13 protein-coding genes are annotated in these 16,512 nt (G+C 75.2%); 9 read left to right on the top strand and 4 right to left on the bottom strand.

Annotation, left to right across the window (positions count from 1 at the left end):
• Positions 1–10: 10 nt before the first annotated feature.
• From ACFYZF_RS17235 to eccCa, 3 genes are all read right to left on the bottom strand, one after another.
• Positions 11–304, bottom strand: a complete 294-nt coding sequence (locus tag ACFYZF_RS17235) for a hypothetical protein (RefSeq protein WP_387021345.1) — start codon at positions 302–304, stop codon at positions 11–13.
• Positions 305–320: 16 nt separating this feature from the next.
• A complete protein-coding gene (locus ACFYZF_RS17230; protein WP_387021342.1) occupies positions 321–701 on the bottom strand; it encodes a YbaB/EbfC family nucleoid-associated protein in 381 nt (126 codons plus the stop codon).
• Between the two features lie 105 nt (positions 702–806).
• A complete protein-coding gene (gene eccCa, locus ACFYZF_RS17225) occupies positions 807–4,766 on the bottom strand; it encodes a type VII secretion protein EccCa (protein WP_387021339.1) in 3,960 nt (1,319 codons plus the stop codon).
• Between the two features lie 203 nt (positions 4,767–4,969).
• Between eccCa and eccD the strand changes: the two genes are divergently transcribed.
• Positions 4,970–6,367: a type VII secretion integral membrane protein EccD gene (gene eccD / locus ACFYZF_RS17220; RefSeq protein WP_387021336.1), complete on the top strand. Its 1,398-nt coding sequence runs from the start codon at positions 4,970–4,972 to the stop codon at positions 6,365–6,367.
• A gap of 5 nt (positions 6,368–6,372) precedes the next feature.
• Here eccD and ACFYZF_RS17215 read toward each other — a convergent pair whose 3' ends face one another.
• The gene (locus ACFYZF_RS17215) at positions 6,373–7,569 is read right to left on the bottom strand and encodes a type VII secretion protein EccE (protein WP_387021333.1); all 1,197 of its coding nucleotides are present in this window, start codon (positions 7,567–7,569) and stop codon (positions 6,373–6,375) included.
• 149 nt (positions 7,570–7,718) lie between these two features.
• Between ACFYZF_RS17215 and eccB the strand changes: the two genes are divergently transcribed.
• The 8 genes from eccB (at position 7,719) to ACFYZF_RS17175 (ending at position 16,482) form a co-directional block, all read left to right on the top strand.
• A complete protein-coding gene (gene eccB, locus ACFYZF_RS17210; RefSeq protein ID WP_387021331.1) occupies positions 7,719–9,290 on the top strand; it encodes a type VII secretion protein EccB in 1,572 nt (523 codons plus the stop codon).
• Positions 9,291–9,408: 118 nt separating this feature from the next.
• Positions 9,409–9,777 (top strand): hypothetical protein, encoded by a 369-nt coding sequence (locus ACFYZF_RS17205; protein ID WP_387021328.1) that lies wholly within the window; start codon positions 9,409–9,411, stop codon positions 9,775–9,777.
• On the top strand, positions 9,770–10,999 hold the full coding sequence (locus tag ACFYZF_RS17200; protein ID WP_387021325.1) for a WXG100 family type VII secretion target: 1,230 nt from the start codon (positions 9,770–9,772) through the stop codon (positions 10,997–10,999). Before ACFYZF_RS17205 ends, ACFYZF_RS17200 begins: the two co-directional genes overlap by 8 nt.
• A 105-nt stretch (positions 11,000–11,104) precedes the next feature.
• On the top strand, positions 11,105–11,629 hold the full coding sequence (locus ACFYZF_RS17195; RefSeq protein ID WP_387021322.1) for a PadR family transcriptional regulator: 525 nt from the start codon (positions 11,105–11,107) through the stop codon (positions 11,627–11,629).
• Positions 11,626–12,354: an ABC transporter ATP-binding protein gene (locus ACFYZF_RS17190; RefSeq protein ID WP_387021319.1), complete on the top strand. Its 729-nt coding sequence runs from the start codon at positions 11,626–11,628 to the stop codon at positions 12,352–12,354. The genes ACFYZF_RS17195 and ACFYZF_RS17190 overlap by 4 nt, the downstream gene beginning before the upstream one ends.
• Positions 12,351–14,711: an FtsX-like permease family protein gene (locus tag ACFYZF_RS17185; protein ID WP_387021317.1), complete on the top strand. Its 2,361-nt coding sequence runs from the start codon at positions 12,351–12,353 to the stop codon at positions 14,709–14,711. Before ACFYZF_RS17190 ends, ACFYZF_RS17185 begins: the two co-directional genes overlap by 4 nt.
• A 225-nt stretch (positions 14,712–14,936) precedes the next feature.
• Complete coding sequence (locus ACFYZF_RS17180; protein ID WP_387021314.1) at positions 14,937–15,356, top strand: hypothetical protein; 420 nt, start codon at positions 14,937–14,939, stop codon at positions 15,354–15,356.
• 253 nt (positions 15,357–15,609) lie between these two features.
• Complete coding sequence (locus ACFYZF_RS17175; protein ID WP_387021312.1) at positions 15,610–16,482, top strand: hypothetical protein; 873 nt, start codon at positions 15,610–15,612, stop codon at positions 16,480–16,482.
• The last annotated feature ends 30 nt before the right edge of the window (positions 16,483–16,512 follow it).

The following is a 16,512-nucleotide window of genomic DNA, read 5'->3' as shown; positions in this document are numbered from 1 at the left end:
GCCCGGCCGGTCACTTGACCACCCACGGCTGGTCCGACTTCTCCCAGTTCCTGGCGGTCTGCTCAAGCTGCTCGGCCGCCTTGTTCAGGTGCGCGATGCCGGTCTTCACGTTGTCGAGGTGACCGTCGACCGAGGCGTTGTGGGCCTGCACGGTCGTGTCACCGAAGAGGGTCAGCGACCCGCCCGGCAGTTTCACGCTCTCCAGCAGTGCCTGCACGTTGCGCAGATACTGGATCGGGCCGTCCGCGGCGGCGAGCTTGGTGCCCGCCTTGCGGATCGCGTCGACGTCGACCTTGTTAGCCACCGTGTCTCCTCCCGGGTCAGCGGCGCACGCCGCGGAACGGATCGGCCAGGTCCACCCCGAACTGGCGGAACCAGTCCTCCGGGGCGAGGGTGCCCTCCTGTGCCTGGCGGACCAGCTCGGAGCCGCCGAGCATATCGGTCAGCAGCTCCTGCTGGCGCTCGCCGAAGGCCGCGTACGCCGCGTCGACGGCGGCCTGAAGCGACTCTGCGAGGGAGAAGCTGTCCAGCCGCATCGCCCGGGCGTTGATCTCGATGTCACCGACCTTCATCTCGCCGTTCACCGTGACCTGGACCAGGCCGTCCGGGCTCTCCCCGGTCACCCGCAGATCGGCGCGCTGCCGCTGGAACTCGGCCAGCCGACGCTGCTGCTCCTGCGCCTGGCGCAACAAGTTCTCCATAGCGCCCCCGGCGCCGCCGTAACCCCGCGAAGTGCTCACCACGGTCCTCTCTTCACAAGCGACGATCGGCCCGACGCTACCGGAACGGCAAGCCGACGTCCCACCCTAGGCCGGCTCGGACCAGGCCGTCTGGATCAGCTGCTGACCGTCGCGGCGACGCACCAGGGTGCCCCGGCCCGGCGGCTGCGGGCTCGGCCGCAACGTGCCGAAGACCGCCCCCTCCTCCCGGTTGCCGGACATCAGCAGGCCCGGGGAGTCCAGCTCGCGGAGGCGTTGCAGCACCGGCTCGTACAGCGCCCGCGCCACGCCACCCACGCGGCGGGTGATGATCAGGTGCAGGCCGATGTCGCGGGCCTGCGGCAGCAGCTCCTGCAACGCGCTGAGGGGGTTGCTTCCGCCGGAGGCGACCAGGTCGTAGTCGTCCACCAGGATGTAGAGGTCCGGCCCTTTCCACCAGCTCCGGTCGCGCAGCTGGGCGGTGGTGACGTCCGGTCCGGGCAGCCGGTTCGACAGGGCGCTGCGGATCGACGTGAGCCCCTGGCCGAAGGCCTGGTTGGACGGCGCGTAGTCGAGCAGGTGCTCGCCCTCCACCGCGCCCAGCAGGCCGCGCCGGTAGTCGGCGATGACGAGCCGCGCCTGCGCCGGGGTGTACCGCTCGACGATCCCCTTCGCGATCACCCGCAGCAGGTTGGTCTTGCCGCACTCGGCGTCGCCGAAGACCGTCAGGTGCGGCTCGTTCGCCAGGTCCAGGTACACCGGGGCGAGCGCCGACTCGTTGACCCCGATCGGCAGGCCGGTCGCCGACCGGTCGGCGACCCGGACCAGCTCGTGCAGCGGCAGCCGACGCGGCAGCAACCGGACCTTCGGGGCCGGCGTGCCCGGCCATGCCCGCGCCACGTGTCCGGCCAACGCGACCGACGCCTCGGTCAGGTCGTCGACGTCCCGGCGGCCGTCGATCCGGGACACCGCGGCCATGAAGTGCAGCTTGTCGCGGGTCAGGCCGCGGCCCGGGGTCTTCTCCGGGACGTTCTGCGCGGCCCGACGGTCGATCTCGGACTCGGCCGCATCGCCGAGCCGCAGCTCCAGCTTGGTGCCGAGCAGATCCCGCATGTTCATCCGGATCTCCGCCCAGCGGACCGCCGTGACCACCACGTGTACGCCGAAACCGAGCCCCCGGTTGGCCAGGTTCGTGATGGTCTGCTCCAGCTCCTCATACTCCTGGCGCAGCGTGTTCCAGCCGTCCACCACGAGGAAGACGTCGCCGAACGGGTCGTCGGCGAACTCGCCGGCCGCCCGACGGCGGCGGTAGCCGGCCACCGAGTCGATGCCGTGCTGGGCGAACCGCTGCTCGCGCTCGTCGATGATCCCGACCACCTCGGCGACCGTCCGGCGGACCGCCTCGGTGTCGCGCCGGCCGGCCACGCCGGCCACGTGCGGCAGCCCCTCCAGGCTGCGCAGCGCGCCGCCGCCGAAGTCGAGGCAGAAGAACTGCGCCTCGCGCGGGGTGTGGGTGAGCGCCAGCGAGGCCAGCATCGACCGCAGCATGGTGCTCTTGCCGCTGAGTGAGGCGCCGACGATGACCACGTTGCCGCCCGCGCCGGCCAGCTCCACCATCATCGGGTCGCGCCGCTGCTCGTACGGGCGGTCGACCACGCCGACCGGGACGGTGAGCCGGCCCCGGCCCTGCCAGCCCGAGGTGGTCAGGCCGTACGTCTTGTCGACGGCGAGCGGGCTGAGCAGGTCGAGCAGGCTCGGCGGCTCGGACAGCGGCGGCAGCCAGACCTGGTGGGCCGGGCGGCCCCGGCCGGCGAGCTGAGCGATCAGCACGTCGAGCATCGCCACGGCCTTGCCGTCTGCCGGCTGCTCCGGCTCCTCCACCGGCTCCACCGTCAGCTCCGGGGCGCGCACCGGCACGAAGTCCGTGCCGTACGGCACGATCCGGCGCTGCACCAGCGCCTGCGACGACTTCTGCTCCCCCGGCGCCCGGTACGGCCCGGACACGTACGCGGCCCGGAACCGCAGCATGGTGGTGGTGTCGGTCTTCAGGTACCCGTGGCCCGGTGCGCTGGGCAGCTCGTACGCGTCCGGCACGCCGAGCACGATCCGGCTCTCCACCGCCGAGAAGGTACGCAGGCCGATCCGGTACGACAGGTGGGTGTCCAGGCCGCGCAACTTGCCTTCCTCCAGCCGCTGGCTGGCCAGGAGCAGGTGCACGCCGAGCGACCGGCCCAGCCGGCCGATCATCACGAACAGGTCGATGAAGTCCGGCTTCGCGGCGAGCAGCTCGCTGAACTCGTCGCAGATGATGAGCAGGCTGGGCATCGGGTCCAGCGGCTCACCGGCGGCCCGCGCCTTCTCGTACTCGAACCGGGAGACGTAGTTGCCGGCGGCGCGCAGCACCTCCTGGCGGCGGTTCATCTCGCCGGCCAGGGCGTCGCGCATCCGGTCGACGAGGGGCAGCTCGTCGGAGAGGTTGGTGATCACCGCGCTGGTGTGCGGCAGCGCGTCGAGCGAGGCGAACGTCGCGCCGCCCTTGAAGTCGACCAGGACGAAGTTCAGCTCCTCCGACGAGTGGGTGACCGCGAGCGCGGCGACCACCGTACGGAGCAGCTCGCTCTTGCCGGAGCCGGTCGCGCCGATGACCAGGCCGTGCGGGCCCATGCCCTCGTGCGCGGACTCCTTGAAGTCCAGCTCGACGACGTTGCCGTCCGGGCCCACGCCGAGCGGGATGCGCAGCCGGTCGCGTTGGCTGCGCGGGCGCCAGGTCCGCTGCGTGTCGACCGTGGCGGCGTCGCCGATGCCGAGCAGGTCGGGCAGCTCCGTGCTGCGGGCCAGCGGCTCTTCGGCGCTGGCCTGCTGCTGGGAGAGCCGGTAGGGGGCGATCTGCCGGGCCAGTCCCTCGGCCGCGGCCGAGGTGAGCCGGTCCGGCTGGCCCAGCCGCGTCACGGACGCCCCCCGGACCAGGTCGAGCGCTGCGCCGTCGCCGACATCCAGGCAGAGCAGCCAGCGGCCGGCGTCGCGGGGGACGGCGCCGGACAGGTCGATGACGGTGGTGCCGAGCAGGCTCGGGCCGGTCAGGTGGCAGGTTGCGGCGACCTCGCCGCCGTCGATCAGCACCACCACGTGCGGCGCGGTGGTCAGCGGCTTCGCCTCCGGGGAGAACCGGGGCCGGCCGGCCAGCTCGTCGGCGAGGGACTCCTCGGCCTCGGCGAGGGTGGCGAAGACCAGCCGGCGGGCGCCTGCCGCGTCGCTGCGGCCGGGGTGCTGGGCGTGCGGCAGCCACTTCACCCAGTCCCAGGCCGGCTGCCGCTCAGGGGCGGCCACCACCGCGACGACGATGTCGTCCGGGGCGTGGAAGGTGACGAGTTGGCCCAGCGCCGCCCGGGCCAGGTCGAGCACGGGCTCCCGCTCGCCGCGCAGCACCACCCGGGAGAACGCCCGCACGGACAGCGCGGTGGGCAGGCCCGGCACCGTCGAGTGGGCCCGGACGAACCGGCGCAGCGCGATCGCGCTCATCGGCTCCAGGTCCTCCACCGGCTTGGTCTCCGGCGGCACGATCTCCACCGCCAGCCGCTGCGGGCCGACCGCGATCCGGGCCTCGCCGAAGTCGTCCTCGGTGACCCGCCGTTCCCAGAGCCGGCGGGACGCGGCGATCGACCAGAGCGCGTCGGGCTCCGGGTGCCGCCAGGCCATCGCGGCCCGCTGCTGCTCGGCCGCGCGCCGGGTGCGCTTGCGCATCTGGGCGAGGTAGCGCATGTAGTCGCGGCGCTCGGCGTTCAGCTCGGCCTTGTCGTTGCCGCCGTTGCTCAGCGAGCCGAGCGCCATGCCGAGCATCGAGACGCCGAACAGCCCGCCCGCGACGTACGTCATCATGCCGCCGCCCCGGCCGGCGTAGAGGAACGCCATCGCGCCGACGCCGCAGACCATCGGCAGGATCATCAGTAGCTGCCCCATCCCCCGAGGGGTCTGTTCGGGGAGCTCGGGCGGGGACTCCAGCAGCACCTCACCACGCGGCAGGGCGGGCCCCGATTGGCGCGGAAGCCGGCGGAACACCACGGTGCTCACGGCTGTCTCCTCCCCCAGAAGCGGCCCGGACACCGACCGGCACGGCGCGAGGTGCGGCCGGGGGGCCACGACGACCGAGCGCGGGCCGTCGGGTGGGCATCGTACGTGGACGCCATCGTAGGTAATCTCCCGTGGGCGTCGTGGACCCACGGGGCGGCGCCGCCCCGGTGGGGTGAAGCGTAGGCGAGCGCGAGGAGGCCACAGTGGCGACGAAGACGGCGACCGGGGGCCTGAGCCGGATCACCATCGTGGCGCCCCGAACCCGGATGGACCTCGCCCTCCCCGCCGACGTGCCGCTGGCCGACCTGCTGCCGACCCTGCTCCGGCACGCCGGTGAGGACCTCGCCGACGACGGGGTCCGGCACGGCGGCTGGAGCCTCGCCCGGCTCGGCGGGCAGCCGCTCGACGGTGGCCGTACCGCCGCGCAGCTCGGCCTGCGCGACGGCGAGGTGCTCTACTTCACCCCCCGCGCCGCGGCGGCCCCGGAGATCGTCTTCGACGACGTGGTGGACGCGGTGGCCACCGCGACGAACCAGCGCCCGGGTAGCTGGCAGGTGGGCACCACCCGCTCGTTCTCGGTGCTCTTCGCCGCGGCGGCGCTGTCCGCGGGGGCACTGGCGGCGCTGTTCGCCGGCCCGCCGCAGCTTCCCGGCGCGATCGCCGCCCTGTTGGTCGCGGTCGCCCTGGTGGTCAGCGCCGCGGTGCTGTCCCGGGCTGCCGGTGACAGCCGGACCGGCTCGGTGCTCGCCCTGGCCGGCATCGGGCACGCCGCGACCGGTGGCCTGCTGGTGCTGGCCGGTGACCGGCCCCTGACCGGGCTGGGCAGCCCGCACGTGCTGCTCGCGGCGACCGCCGTGGTGGTGTTCGGTGCGGTCGCGGCGCTGGCGGTCGGCGACCGGCTCCCGCTCTTCTTCGGCGCGACCGCCGTCGGCGCGGCGGTGGGCCTCGGCGCGGTGGTGAGCCTGGCGTTCTCCGTCGGCGCTCCGGCCGCCGCCGCGGTGGTCGCCACGGTCGCGTTCGCCGTCCTGCCGGCCCTGCCGATGGCGTCCTACCGGCTGGCCCGGCTGCCCGTCCCGTCCATCCCGACCGGCCCGGACGACCTGAAGACCGACACCGAGACCGTGGACGGCCGCCGGGTGCTGCGGCTCAGCGAGCGGGCCGACGAGTTCCTCACCGGCCTGCTGTGGACGGTGGCGCTGCTGGTGCTGGGCGGGGAGGTCGTCCTCGCCCTCGACGGCCGGCTGCCGTCTACGCTGCTCTGCCTGGTGCTGGCCCTGCTGTCGCTGCTGCGCGCCAGGCCGTTCATCGGCCGCGCCCAGCGCGCCCCGGTGCTCCTCGCCGGCACCGTCGGGCTCGGCCTGGCGGCGGCGGCCACCTTCGCCGCCGGCTCCACGGCCCTCCGGCTCGGCGTGGTCCTCGGCGGCCTGGTCGTGGCGGCCGTCATCAGCCTGATCTACGGGCTGACCGTGGCGGGCAAGCGGATCTCGCCGGTCTGGGGTCGGCTCCTGGACATCGTCGAGATTCTGCTGATCATCTCGCTGGTCCCGCTCGCGGCCTGGGTCTGCGGCCTGTACGGCTGGATCGTCAACCTCCGCCCCTGACGGCCTCACTCGGCGCGGTGGTCGATGACGCGCAGGGCGACCGGGGCGGTGGCGTAGACGCCGGGGCCGTGCTCGCCGTCCAGCGGCCGGGCCCGGACCGCGCCCCGCCGGGCGACGTCCCGGACCGCCTTGACCAGCGCCTCGACGTGGTCGGCGGGGGCCGCGACGCGGAGCAGTGGCGGGCTCGGCCGGTTGCCGGGGCGGACCACGGCGGCGAGCGTGTGGGACGGGGCGGAGGTCGCGGTGACCGCGTCCACCAGGGCACCCCAGGGAACCCCGGAGCGGGCACGCAGGGCCAGGCAGCGCTGGGTCCAACCGCCGCCGCGCAGCCCGGTCCAGGTCTCCGCCTGCGGCGCGGGCGCCAGGTCCATGCCGGCCGCCGAGACGACCGCGGCGCGCAACTCGTCCCGGCCGAGGACCCGGTGGCTCAGGCCGGCGGCGTGCAGCGCCTTGCCGAGCCGGCCTACCCCGGCGGACACGGTCCGGTGCACGCCCACCATCCCGCCGCCCCGGGTCACCGCCTCGTTCCGGGCGTCCCGCACGGACAGCCGTACGGCCACCCAGACGGTGCGGTGGGCGGCCGGGGGGCCGCCCGGGGCCGGATACCAGACCAGGGTGTGCGAGACGACCTGGGCGAGGGAGACCGGGGCCGAGAAGTCGGCCAGGACGGCCAGCGCCCGGTCCACCGCCGCAGCCTCGACGGAGCCGGCGGGCGCTCCGGGGCGCGGGTCCAGCGCCACGGCGGCGAACCAGCCCTGGCCGTCCTGGCCGATACCGAGCCGGGTGCCCCGCTCGGTCAACTCGATCACCGTCAGCTCCGGGGCGAGGGCGACCAGCAGGGAGTCGCCGGGGCCACCCCCGGTCACCGCCGCCCGGGCCCGTTCCCGGCGGCGTCGTAGCCGGCGGCGCAGCAGCAGGTCCTCGTACCACCAGCGCCCGCCGCGTCGGGCGAAGGCGGCGCCGACCGCCGCCGCCGCGAGGGCGGCGACGACCCCGACCAGCCAGCCGGGGCCGCCGAGGGCGGAGTACACGGCGAGGGCGCCGAGCTCCGCCACGACGAGCTGCCCGACCACGACCGGACCGAGCCGGCCCCGGCTGCGCCGGTCGGCCGGGACGACCGCACGGTCGGGCGGCGCCGGCAGCGCGGGCGGGTCGGCCGAGCCGGTGGCCGTACGACCGGGTGGCGCCTGGACCTGGGGCATCGGTGGCGTCCCTTCTGGACGGGCGGCTTCCTGAGCCGGTACGGGGTGGGCGGTGGTCCCGTTCCCCGACCGGCGGCCCCTTATCGTAGGGAAGCCCGCGGCGGAGCTCGGACCTGATCGCCGCGGACCCATCCCGCCGGAGGTAGATCATGCGGACCCGCCGCGACCAGGTGCAGGCGTACCGCTTCGTCACCCGCCGGATCGTCTCCGCGCTGCTGTCCGGCGATCCGGAGACCACGAACCTGCCGATGCGGCGGCTCGGCCTCGCGGTGATCGGCAGCGTGGTGGCCGCAGCGGTGTTGCTCGGCGGCATCGGCGCGTACGGCCAGCTCACCGGCAACACCGCGCCGCTGGAGGCGAACACGCTGGTGATCGAGCGGGAGACCGGGGCGACGTACGTCTACGTGGACAACCTGCTGCATCCGACCCTGAACTACGCCTCGGCCCGGCTGATCCTCAACGAGGCGGACCCGGCGGTGCGGACCATGTCGCAGGCGTCGATCGCCGACCGGCCGCGCGGGCGTACCGTCGGGATCGTCGGCGCCCCCGACGCGCTGCCCGACCGCAAGTCGCTGATCGGGCTGCCCTGGTCGGTCTGCGACGTGCCCGACCCGGCCGACCCGCGTCGCTCCACCACCCACGTGGTGATCGACCGGCCACTCTCCGGCGGTGTGCCGCTCGGCGACCGGGCGGTGCTGGTCACCGTCGACGGCGGGCGGTACCTGCTCACCGGCGACGCCCGGATGCAGATCGCGGGCGGGGACCAGGCGACGGCGGCGCTGCGGATGGCCGGCGCACCCACGGTCACCGTCGGCGCACAGTTGCTCAACGCCGTGCCGGCGGGTCCGGTGCTCCGTGAGCCCGACATCGAGGGCGAGGGGGAGGCCAGCCGGCTGACCGTGGGCGACGGTCCGGCCCGGGTCGGCGACGTCTTCCGGGCGGCCGAGCAGCACTACGTGCTGACCCGGGAGGGGCTGGCCGCGATCGGCGAGGTCACCGCCCTGCTGCTGCTGCGCGACGGCGGGCGGGTCACCGACATCACGCCGGACCAGGCCGGCCGGCGGCTGACCCGGGAGCGAGTGGAGCAGGAGGGGACGCCACGGGCGCTGCCGGTGCTGCACCCGGTCCAGGTGGGCCGGACGGTGCTCTGCGCCACCTACCGGAAGGGGGCCGTGGACACGCCGCCCACCACCACGCTGGAGGTCTTCGACCGGGTGCCGGCCGAGCTGAGCAGCCCGGCCACGCCGGTCCGGCAGGGCGCCCGGGACGCGGTCCGCACCGCCGAGCAGGTCCTGCTGCCGGGCGGGAAGGGCGTGCTGGTCCAGGCCGCCCCTGGTGCCGGGGAGGGCGGCGCGGGCACGCCGGGCTCGACGGTCTACCTGATCGGCGCCCAGGGGGTGCGCTACCCGCTGGGCACCCGGTCGGGCGATGCGCTGACCGCCCTCGGGTACGGCGGCGTGACCCCGCTGGCGGTGCCAGCGTCGCTGCTGTCACTGGTGCCGACGGGTCCCGCCCTCGAGCGGGAGGACGCGCTCGCGTACTTCGCCCCAAGCCCCGCGAGCGGCAGCGCGCCGGGTACCGCGAGCCGCAGCGCGCCGACCGAGCCAACACGTCGCCCGCCCGCCGGGGGTGCGAGCCGCACGCCGGACCGGGAGGCGAGCGGCGAGCCGAGCCGGCCCGCGCAGGACAGGTCTGCCGGGGCGCCGGCCACCGGCGGGTGACCAGGTTGGTCGGGTCGAAAACAGGTCGACCGCACTTCCGCGGGTCGCCCAGGTCGGCCCTCGTCCACTAACCTGGTTCTCGCTAACGGTTATCGACGAGGACTACGGGGATGCTGCCATGACCGGGCGCACTACAGTCGACGTACTGTCCCTAGAGGACTTCCATCTGCGGTTGGCCGGCCGGCTCACCGAGGCCGAGGCCGTGCTCAGGAAGCTCAAGACGGAGATGCAGTGCCGGCCTCCGGAGCTGGGCACCTTCACGGACGCGACCAGCAACGCCCGACGCTACTCCGACCTGCACACGAGCTACGTTCAGCAGGTCGAGCGGCTCCGCGACGCGGTGCGGGCCGCGCGGAGCGCGACCGGCACGATCCTGACCAACTACAAGACCACCGAGGATCGCAACGCGGCCAACTCCGCTGACATCGCCGCCGCCCTCAGCGGGGTCGACGACGCGCTGGACAGGCAGGGGGACCGTCGTGTCTGAGTACACCGCGCGCTACGAGCACGTCAGCCACGAGAAGCTGTACGAGGCCGTGAAGGCCGGCGACCCCGCCCAGATCGATGGGTTGGCCGCCAAGTGGGACTCGATGAAGGGCACCCTCGACGACCTCGCCCGCGACCTGAAGGGCGACCTCGACAAGCTCGCCAACGGCTGGACGGGGGACGCCGGGCGGGAGTTCCAGCGCCGGCTGTCGCTGGTCGTCGACCACTCGACCACCCTCTCCGAGGGGATGACCGACGTCCGCCAGGGCCTCACGTTGATGGCCACCCACCTGCGCACCGCCAAGAAGGACGCGGAGAGCCCGGACGAGACCGACGACCACGACAAGGCTGTCTCCGGGGCGATCAAGGGCGGCGCGGTCCTCGGCCCGGCCGGCGCGATCGTCGGCGGCATCATGGGCCACAATCAGGACAAGGCCGAGAAGGAGAAGGCCCACCGGCGGATGGTGCAGGTGGTGGCCGAGCTGGCCGCCGGTTACGACCTGTCCGCGTACGGCCGGCTGGTCACCCCGCCGGAGCCGGACCGGGACCTGCCGTTCGACCCGACCACCTCCACGACGACGCCGTCCGCCGGCCCCGGGGCCAGCACCCCGGGGGCCGCACCGGGCTCCGGCAGCGGCGCACCGACCACCGGCCACAAGACGGTGTCCGCCCCGGGCAGCCCGGGGCACGTGTCGGCCATCGGGTCGACGCCGTCGGGCGTGGACCAGGGCGGATTGACGCCCGGCGGCATCGGCACGGTCGTCGGCGGTCCGGGCAGCGGGACGTCGCTCGCGGGTGCCGATCCGTCGCTCGGCGGGGTGCAGTTGGCCGGCGGCACGGTGGGCACGGTGGGCACGGTCGGCGGCGGGACTGCGGTTGCGTCGGCCGGCGCCGGGGCGGGGCTGCTCTTCGGGGCATCCACCGGCGCACCGGCCGGCGGCGTGCTCGGCGGCGGCACCGGTTCGCTGGCCGGGTCGGCTCGCGGCGGGGCGGCGGTGACGGCGCGGCCGGCCGGTGGCCTGGGCGCGGTCGAGCACCGCGCCGCCACGGGCGTGGGCCGGGTCGGCGCGAACGGGAGTTCCGGCGGCCGGGCGGGCGTGCTCGGCGGGCACGGACGGTCCGGCGAGGACGAGTCCGACGAGCGGCTGACCTGGCTGACCGAGGACGAGATGGTCTGGGGGAACGGCGACACCGGTGCCCCGCCGGTGCTCGGGGCGAGCTGACCCGTCCTCTTCACCGTACGGCGCGGGGCTCTCCATCTGGAGGGCCCCGCGCCTTTTGCGACCTGGCTATACATCATGCGTATACCTGATGTGTATAGTCACGCCATGTCGATCGGTCAGACCATCCTCGGGCTCCTCGAAGCCAGCCCCCGCCACGGCTACGACCTGAAACGCGCCTACGACGAACGGTTCGGCCACGCCCGGCCGCTGCACTTCGGCCAGGTCTACGCCACCCTGTCCCGGCTGCTGCGCAACGGCCTCGTCGAGGTCGACTCGGTCGAGGCCGGCGAGGGCCCGGAACGCAAGCGGTACGCGATCACCGAGGCCGGGGTGACCGATGTGCGGCGCTGGCTGTCCCAGCCGGAGAAGCCGGAGCCGTACCTGCACAGCACCCTCTACGCCAAGGTGGTGCTGGCGCTGCTGACCGGCCGTTCCGCCGCCGATCTGCTGGACACCCAGCGCACCGAGCACCTGCGGCTGATGCGCGAGCTGACCCGACGCAAGACCGACGGGGACCTCACCGACCAGCTCATCTGCGACCACGCCCTGTTCCACCTGGAAGCCGACCTACGCTGGCTGGAGCTGACCGCCGCCCGGTTGGACGAGCTGACCGCGACGGTGCGGCGGTGAGCGCGGTGAGCGCCCCCGGCGGGGCGGTGACCGGGCAGGGCTCGACCGGAGCGGAGCTACTGGCCGCCGAGGACCTGCACCACGCCTTCGGCCAGACGCCGGCGCTGGTCGGGGCGTCGCTGGTCGTACGGGCCGGTGAGGTGGTGGCGGTGATGGGCCCGTCCGGCTCCGGCAAGTCGACCCTGCTGCACTGCCTCGCCGGCATCGTCCGGCCCGACTCCGGCCGGGTGGCCTTCCAGGGCGCGGACCTGACCGCCATGTCCGACCGGGAGCGCAGCGCCCTGCGCCGGGGGCAGTTCGGCTTCGTGTTCCAGTTCGGCCAGCTCGTGCCCGAGCTGACCTGCCTGGAGAACGTTGCCCTGCCGCTGCGGCTGGCACGGGTCGCCCGGCGTGAGGCCGAGCGGCGGGCCACCGACTGGCTCGGTCGGCTGGAGGTCGCCGAAGTGGCCGGCAAGCGGCCCGGCGAGGTCTCGGGCGGGCAGGGCCAGCGGGTCGCGGTGGCCCGGGCGCTGGTGACCGTCCCCCGGGTGGTCTTCGCCGACGAGCCGACCGGCGCGCTCGACTCGCTCAACGGGGAGCGGGTGATGCGCCTGCTCACCGGGGCGGCCCGGGAGACCGGCGCGGCCGTGGTGCTGGTGACCCACGAGGCGCGGGTGGCCGCGTACTCGGATCGGGAGGTGGTGGTCCGGGACGGCCGGACCCGGAACCTGGAGCGGGCGGCATGACCGGGCCACGGACGCCGGACGACGTGACCGGCGCGGAGACGCCGGGACGTGCGGTCGGCCGGTTGCGCGGGGCGCTGGCTGACCTGTTGATGGGTGCTCGGATGGCCGTCACGGGCGGCCGGGACGGGTGGACCCGGGCCGCGCTGACCGCGCTCGGGGTCGGCATCGGGGTGGCCATGCTGCTGCTCGCCGCAGCGGTGCCGGGCACCCTCGACGCACGGGCGGCGCGCGGCGACGCCCGGGAGGACGGGGGAGGCCGCCCGGAGTTGGCCGCAGCGACGAACACACTGCTGGTGGTACCCGTCTACACCGAGTTCCGGGAGCGGCCGGTGCGCGGCCGGATCCTCCGACCCGAGGGGCCTGCCGCACCGCTGCCGCCGGGGGTGCCCCGACTGCCGGCTGCCGGCGAGGTGGTCGTCTCCCCGGCCCTGCGGGAGCTGCTCGACTCGCCCGACGGCCCGTTGTTCGCGCCCCGGCTCGGCGGCGCCCGGGTCACCGGCACCATCGCGGCGCAGGGCCTCACCGGCCCGCACGAGCTGGCCTTCTACCTCGGCAGCGGCACCCTGACCGGGGACCGGGCGCAGCGGATCGACCACTTCGGCGGCGGGCCGCCCAGCGAGGAGTTCTCGCCCGTCCTGATGGTCCTCGTCGTGGTCGTCTTCGTGGTGCTGCTGCTGCCGGTCGTGGTCTTCGTCGGCGCGGCGGTCCGCTTCGGCGGCGACCGCCGGGACCGCCGGCTGGCCGCCCTGCGCCTGCTCGGCGCAGACGCCGGGATGATCCGGCGGATCGCCGCCGGGGAGGCGGCGGCCGGCGCGGTGCTCGGCCTCGCCGTCGGCGGCGCGCTCTTCGCCGCCGGCCGCCAGCTCGCCCCGCTGCTCACCCTCCAGAACATCAGCGTGTACGCGTCGGACCTGCGCCCGTCCCTGCCGCCGGTGGCGGCGGTGACGGTCCTGATCCCGGCGCTCGCAGTGCTGGTGGCACTCATCGCCCAGCGCCGGGTGGTGGTCGAACCCCTCGGGGTGAGCCGCCAGGGGACGACCGCCCGCCGCCGCCTGTGGTGGCGACTGCTCTTGCCGGCCGCCGGCCTGGCGCTGCTGTACCCGCTGACCGGGGTCGGCGAACGCACCGCCGGCAGCGACGACTACCAGGTGGCGGCCGGCGCGGTGCTGATGCTGATCGGCACGGTCACCCTGCTGCCCTGGCTGATCGACCTGGTGGTGGGACGGCTGCGCGGCGGCCCGGTCCCGTGGCAGCTCGCGGTGCGCCGGTTGCAACTGGACAGCGCCACCTCCGCCCGCCTGGTCAACGGCGTCGCCGTGGCGGTGGCCGGCAGCATCGGCCTACAGATGCTGGTCGCCGGCGTGGAGGACCGGTTCACGACGCGTACCGGCCAGGACACCTCGCGGGCCCAGGCGTACGTCTGGTTCGCCGACCTGCCCGACCCCGGGGCCGCGCTGACCCGGCTGGCCGCCGCCCCCGGCGTCACCCGCAGCGTGGGAACGCTGGCCACGGCGACGATCGGGAAGCAACAGCCCGGCACGGACGCACCCACGTTCACCGAGGTGTGGATCGGCGACTGCGCCGCGCTGGCCGAGTTCGCCCGGCTCGGCTCCTGCGCGGACGGGGACGTCTTCCTCGCCGAGGGACCGGCCGGCGAGCAGTCCGGCCCCATGCCCGTCCCCGGAACCCGGATGGCCGTGGGCCGGAACGAGGTCCCCTGGACGGTACCGGCCCGGACCCGCACGGTTCCCACGATGCCGGACCCGATCGGCCGGGAACGGGGCGGCCTGCTGGTCACCCCCGGCGCGGCCGACGTCTCCCGGTGGGCAGGGCTGCGCGCGGAGGTGATGATCAGCATCGATCCGGGCGACCCGGACGCGCTGGAGCGGGTACGCAACGCCGCCGCCGAGGTGGACCTGAGCGCCCCGGTCAGCGCGCTGGCCGACGTCACCCGGTCGACGCAGTACGTCAACGTCAAGCGCGGCCTGGCCGCCGGCCTCGTGGTGACCCTGCTGCTGCTCGGGACGAGCATGCTGGTCGGCGTGCTGGAGCAACTGCGGGAGCGCCGCCGCCTGCTGGCCATGCTGGTCGCCGTCGGCACCCCGCGCCGCACGCTGAGCTGGTCGGTGCTCTGGCAGGCGGCTGTGCCGGTGCTGGTCGGTCTCGTCCTCGCGGTCGGGTTCGGGCTGGGTCTCGGGGCGGTCCTGCTGCACATGGTCGGCGCGCCGGTCACGGTGAGCTGGCCGGTGGTCGCGCTGGGGGCCGGCCTCGGCGGTGGGGTGGTGCTGCTGGTCACCGGAGCGAGCCTGCCGGTGCTCTGGCGGCTGACCCGCCCCGACGGCCTGCGGGCCGAGTGAGCTGGGCCGACGACACGAGGGGCCGGCGGGCCACTGTCGACAGGACCGTCTCTGTCGATGGGTCCGCCGGCCGCTCAGCCGTCTCCGTCGATGGGCCCGCCGGCCGCTCGTGTCGTCGGATTCCAGCGGTACCCGTCTGTCCACAGCGCCGATTCGTGGCCCGGCTCACCCCTACGGCGTTCCGCCGAGGCTGCGGATGGACCGGAACGGGGATAGGTTGGTGCGGTGCAGTCCCTAGCGTTCGCCCGCCCCCCTCGGCCGGTGACGCTGCGCGGGGCACACCCGTCGTGGCGGGCGACGCTGCGCCGCGTCCGGGAACTGGGTCGCCTCGCGCTGACCGCCCTGGTCCTCGCGTTCGGCCTCGGCGGGGTGTCCGCCCTGACTGCCGCCGCCCCCGCCTCCGCCGCCGAGCTGGCCCGCCCCGCCGTGGTGACCAGCCGGGTGGCCGAGCTGCGCCCCGGGTCCGGCCCGGCCGCAGAGCTGCGCACCGAGCCGGCCGCCCCGCATGCCCGGCCGGCCCCCGACAGCACCCGGCGACCGGCGACCGCCCCGGCGGCGACCGCGACGCGGGTCGTCCCGGTCGACCGTCCGGCCGTGGACCCGACCGGCGGCACCGTCGTCCGGCGCGGCCCGCCCCGCCGCTGACCCGGGCCGATCAGGCGCCGATCCGGGCCGTCCCGGCGCTGCACCGCGCCGCACCGGCACTGCCCCGGCACCGCATCGCTCTCCGCGAGCCCGCCGACGGCCGCGCCCTCCCGCGCCGCTGACGACCACGCCCCCCGTCACCCGCAGCGCTGACGACCCCGGCGAGGTCCCGTCCGGCACCGGTTCACGCGGCCCACCGCCCGCACAGCGGGCCCGACCGTCAGTCCACGTCGTCCCACCCGAGGTGCTCCCCATGCAGATCGCACTCTCCTCCGTCCTACTCGACGTGCCCCGGGCCGCCGCGATCTGGCTGGCCCTCCTCGGCGTCGTCGCCGTCGCAGTGACCACCCTGGTCGCCCGGCCGGGCCTGTTCCGCTCCGTGATCGGCGGGCGCTTCCGCGAGGCCGCCATGCCGAGCCTGCTGGAACAGGCGGAGGAGGACCGGGAACGGCGCCGCTACGCCGGGGAGATGGCGACCGCAGCGGAGCGGGCGGCGGCCACCGCCCAACGGCTGCGGGCCGAATGGTTGTCCGCCCAGGAAGAGGTGGAGACCATCTGGCAGGCGGGCGAGGTCGCGGAGGCCGACGTCCGCCGGCTCGCCGCCGCCGCCGGCCTCCCCCAGCCGCACACCGAGCGCACCCCCGCCGAGTACGCCGACCGCGAGCGCTACCTGCACCGGGCCGCGCTGGACGCGTACTGGCGTCGGGATCTGTCGGAGGAGCAGCTCAGCGACGTCTTCGCGCACCGCGGCGGTTGGGATCCCCGGCTGCACCCGGTCGAGCAGGAACTGGTGCTGCGCCGCGCGGTGCGGGACCATCTGCGCACCCGGCAGCAGGCGGCCCGGGAACGGGAGCAGGCCGCCTGGCGGGCCGCCGAGCAGGCCGTGCTCGCCGCGCGCAGCCTCCGGGAGGAGGCGTTCGCCGCCACCGGGCCCGCCGAGCAGGAGCAGTCGCTGCTGCCCGGGGTGACCGACGGGCGGTCGCCGGTTGCCGAGCAGACCCGCGAGATGCCGGTGCTCGTCCGCGAGACGCCGACCGTCACCCGAACCCTGCCGACTGTTGCACGGGGACGCGCGGTCGTGACCCGGGGCCGCGCCGCCCGGGGCCGCGCCACCGTCCCCGCCTGACGTACCAGGCCGCGAGATCACGCTCCATCC

It is taken from the genome of Micromonospora sp. NPDC001898, assembly GCF_042891255.1.
GTDB lineage: Bacteria > Actinomycetota > Actinomycetes > Mycobacteriales > Micromonosporaceae > Micromonospora.
The sequence above is the reverse complement of the archived record's forward strand: the minus strand, read 5'-3'. Positions and strand labels throughout refer to the sequence as shown.

Excerpts from the sequence above, each read along its gene's own strand:
- ACFYZF_RS17185 (WP_387021317.1), top strand. The coding sequence starts at position 12,351 with ATGACCGGGCCACGGACGCCGGACGACGTGACCGGCGCGGAGACGCCG.
- ACFYZF_RS17175 (WP_387021312.1), top strand. The coding sequence starts at position 15,610 with ATGCAGATCGCACTCTCCTCCGTCCTACTCGACGTGCCCCGGGCCGCC.
- ACFYZF_RS17205 (WP_387021328.1), top strand. The coding sequence starts at position 9,409 with ATGACCGGGCGCACTACAGTCGACGTACTGTCCCTAGAGGACTTCCAT.
- ACFYZF_RS17195 (WP_387021322.1), top strand. The coding sequence starts at position 11,105 with ATGTCGATCGGTCAGACCATCCTCGGGCTCCTCGAAGCCAGCCCCCGC.
- ACFYZF_RS17215 (WP_387021333.1), bottom strand. The coding sequence starts at position 7,569 with ATGCCCCAGGTCCAGGCGCCACCCGGTCGTACGGCCACCGGCTCGGCC.
- ACFYZF_RS17230 (WP_387021342.1), bottom strand. The coding sequence starts at position 701 with ATGGAGAACTTGTTGCGCCAGGCGCAGGAGCAGCAGCGTCGGCTGGCC.
- eccB (WP_387021331.1), top strand. The coding sequence starts at position 7,719 with ATGCGGACCCGCCGCGACCAGGTGCAGGCGTACCGCTTCGTCACCCGC.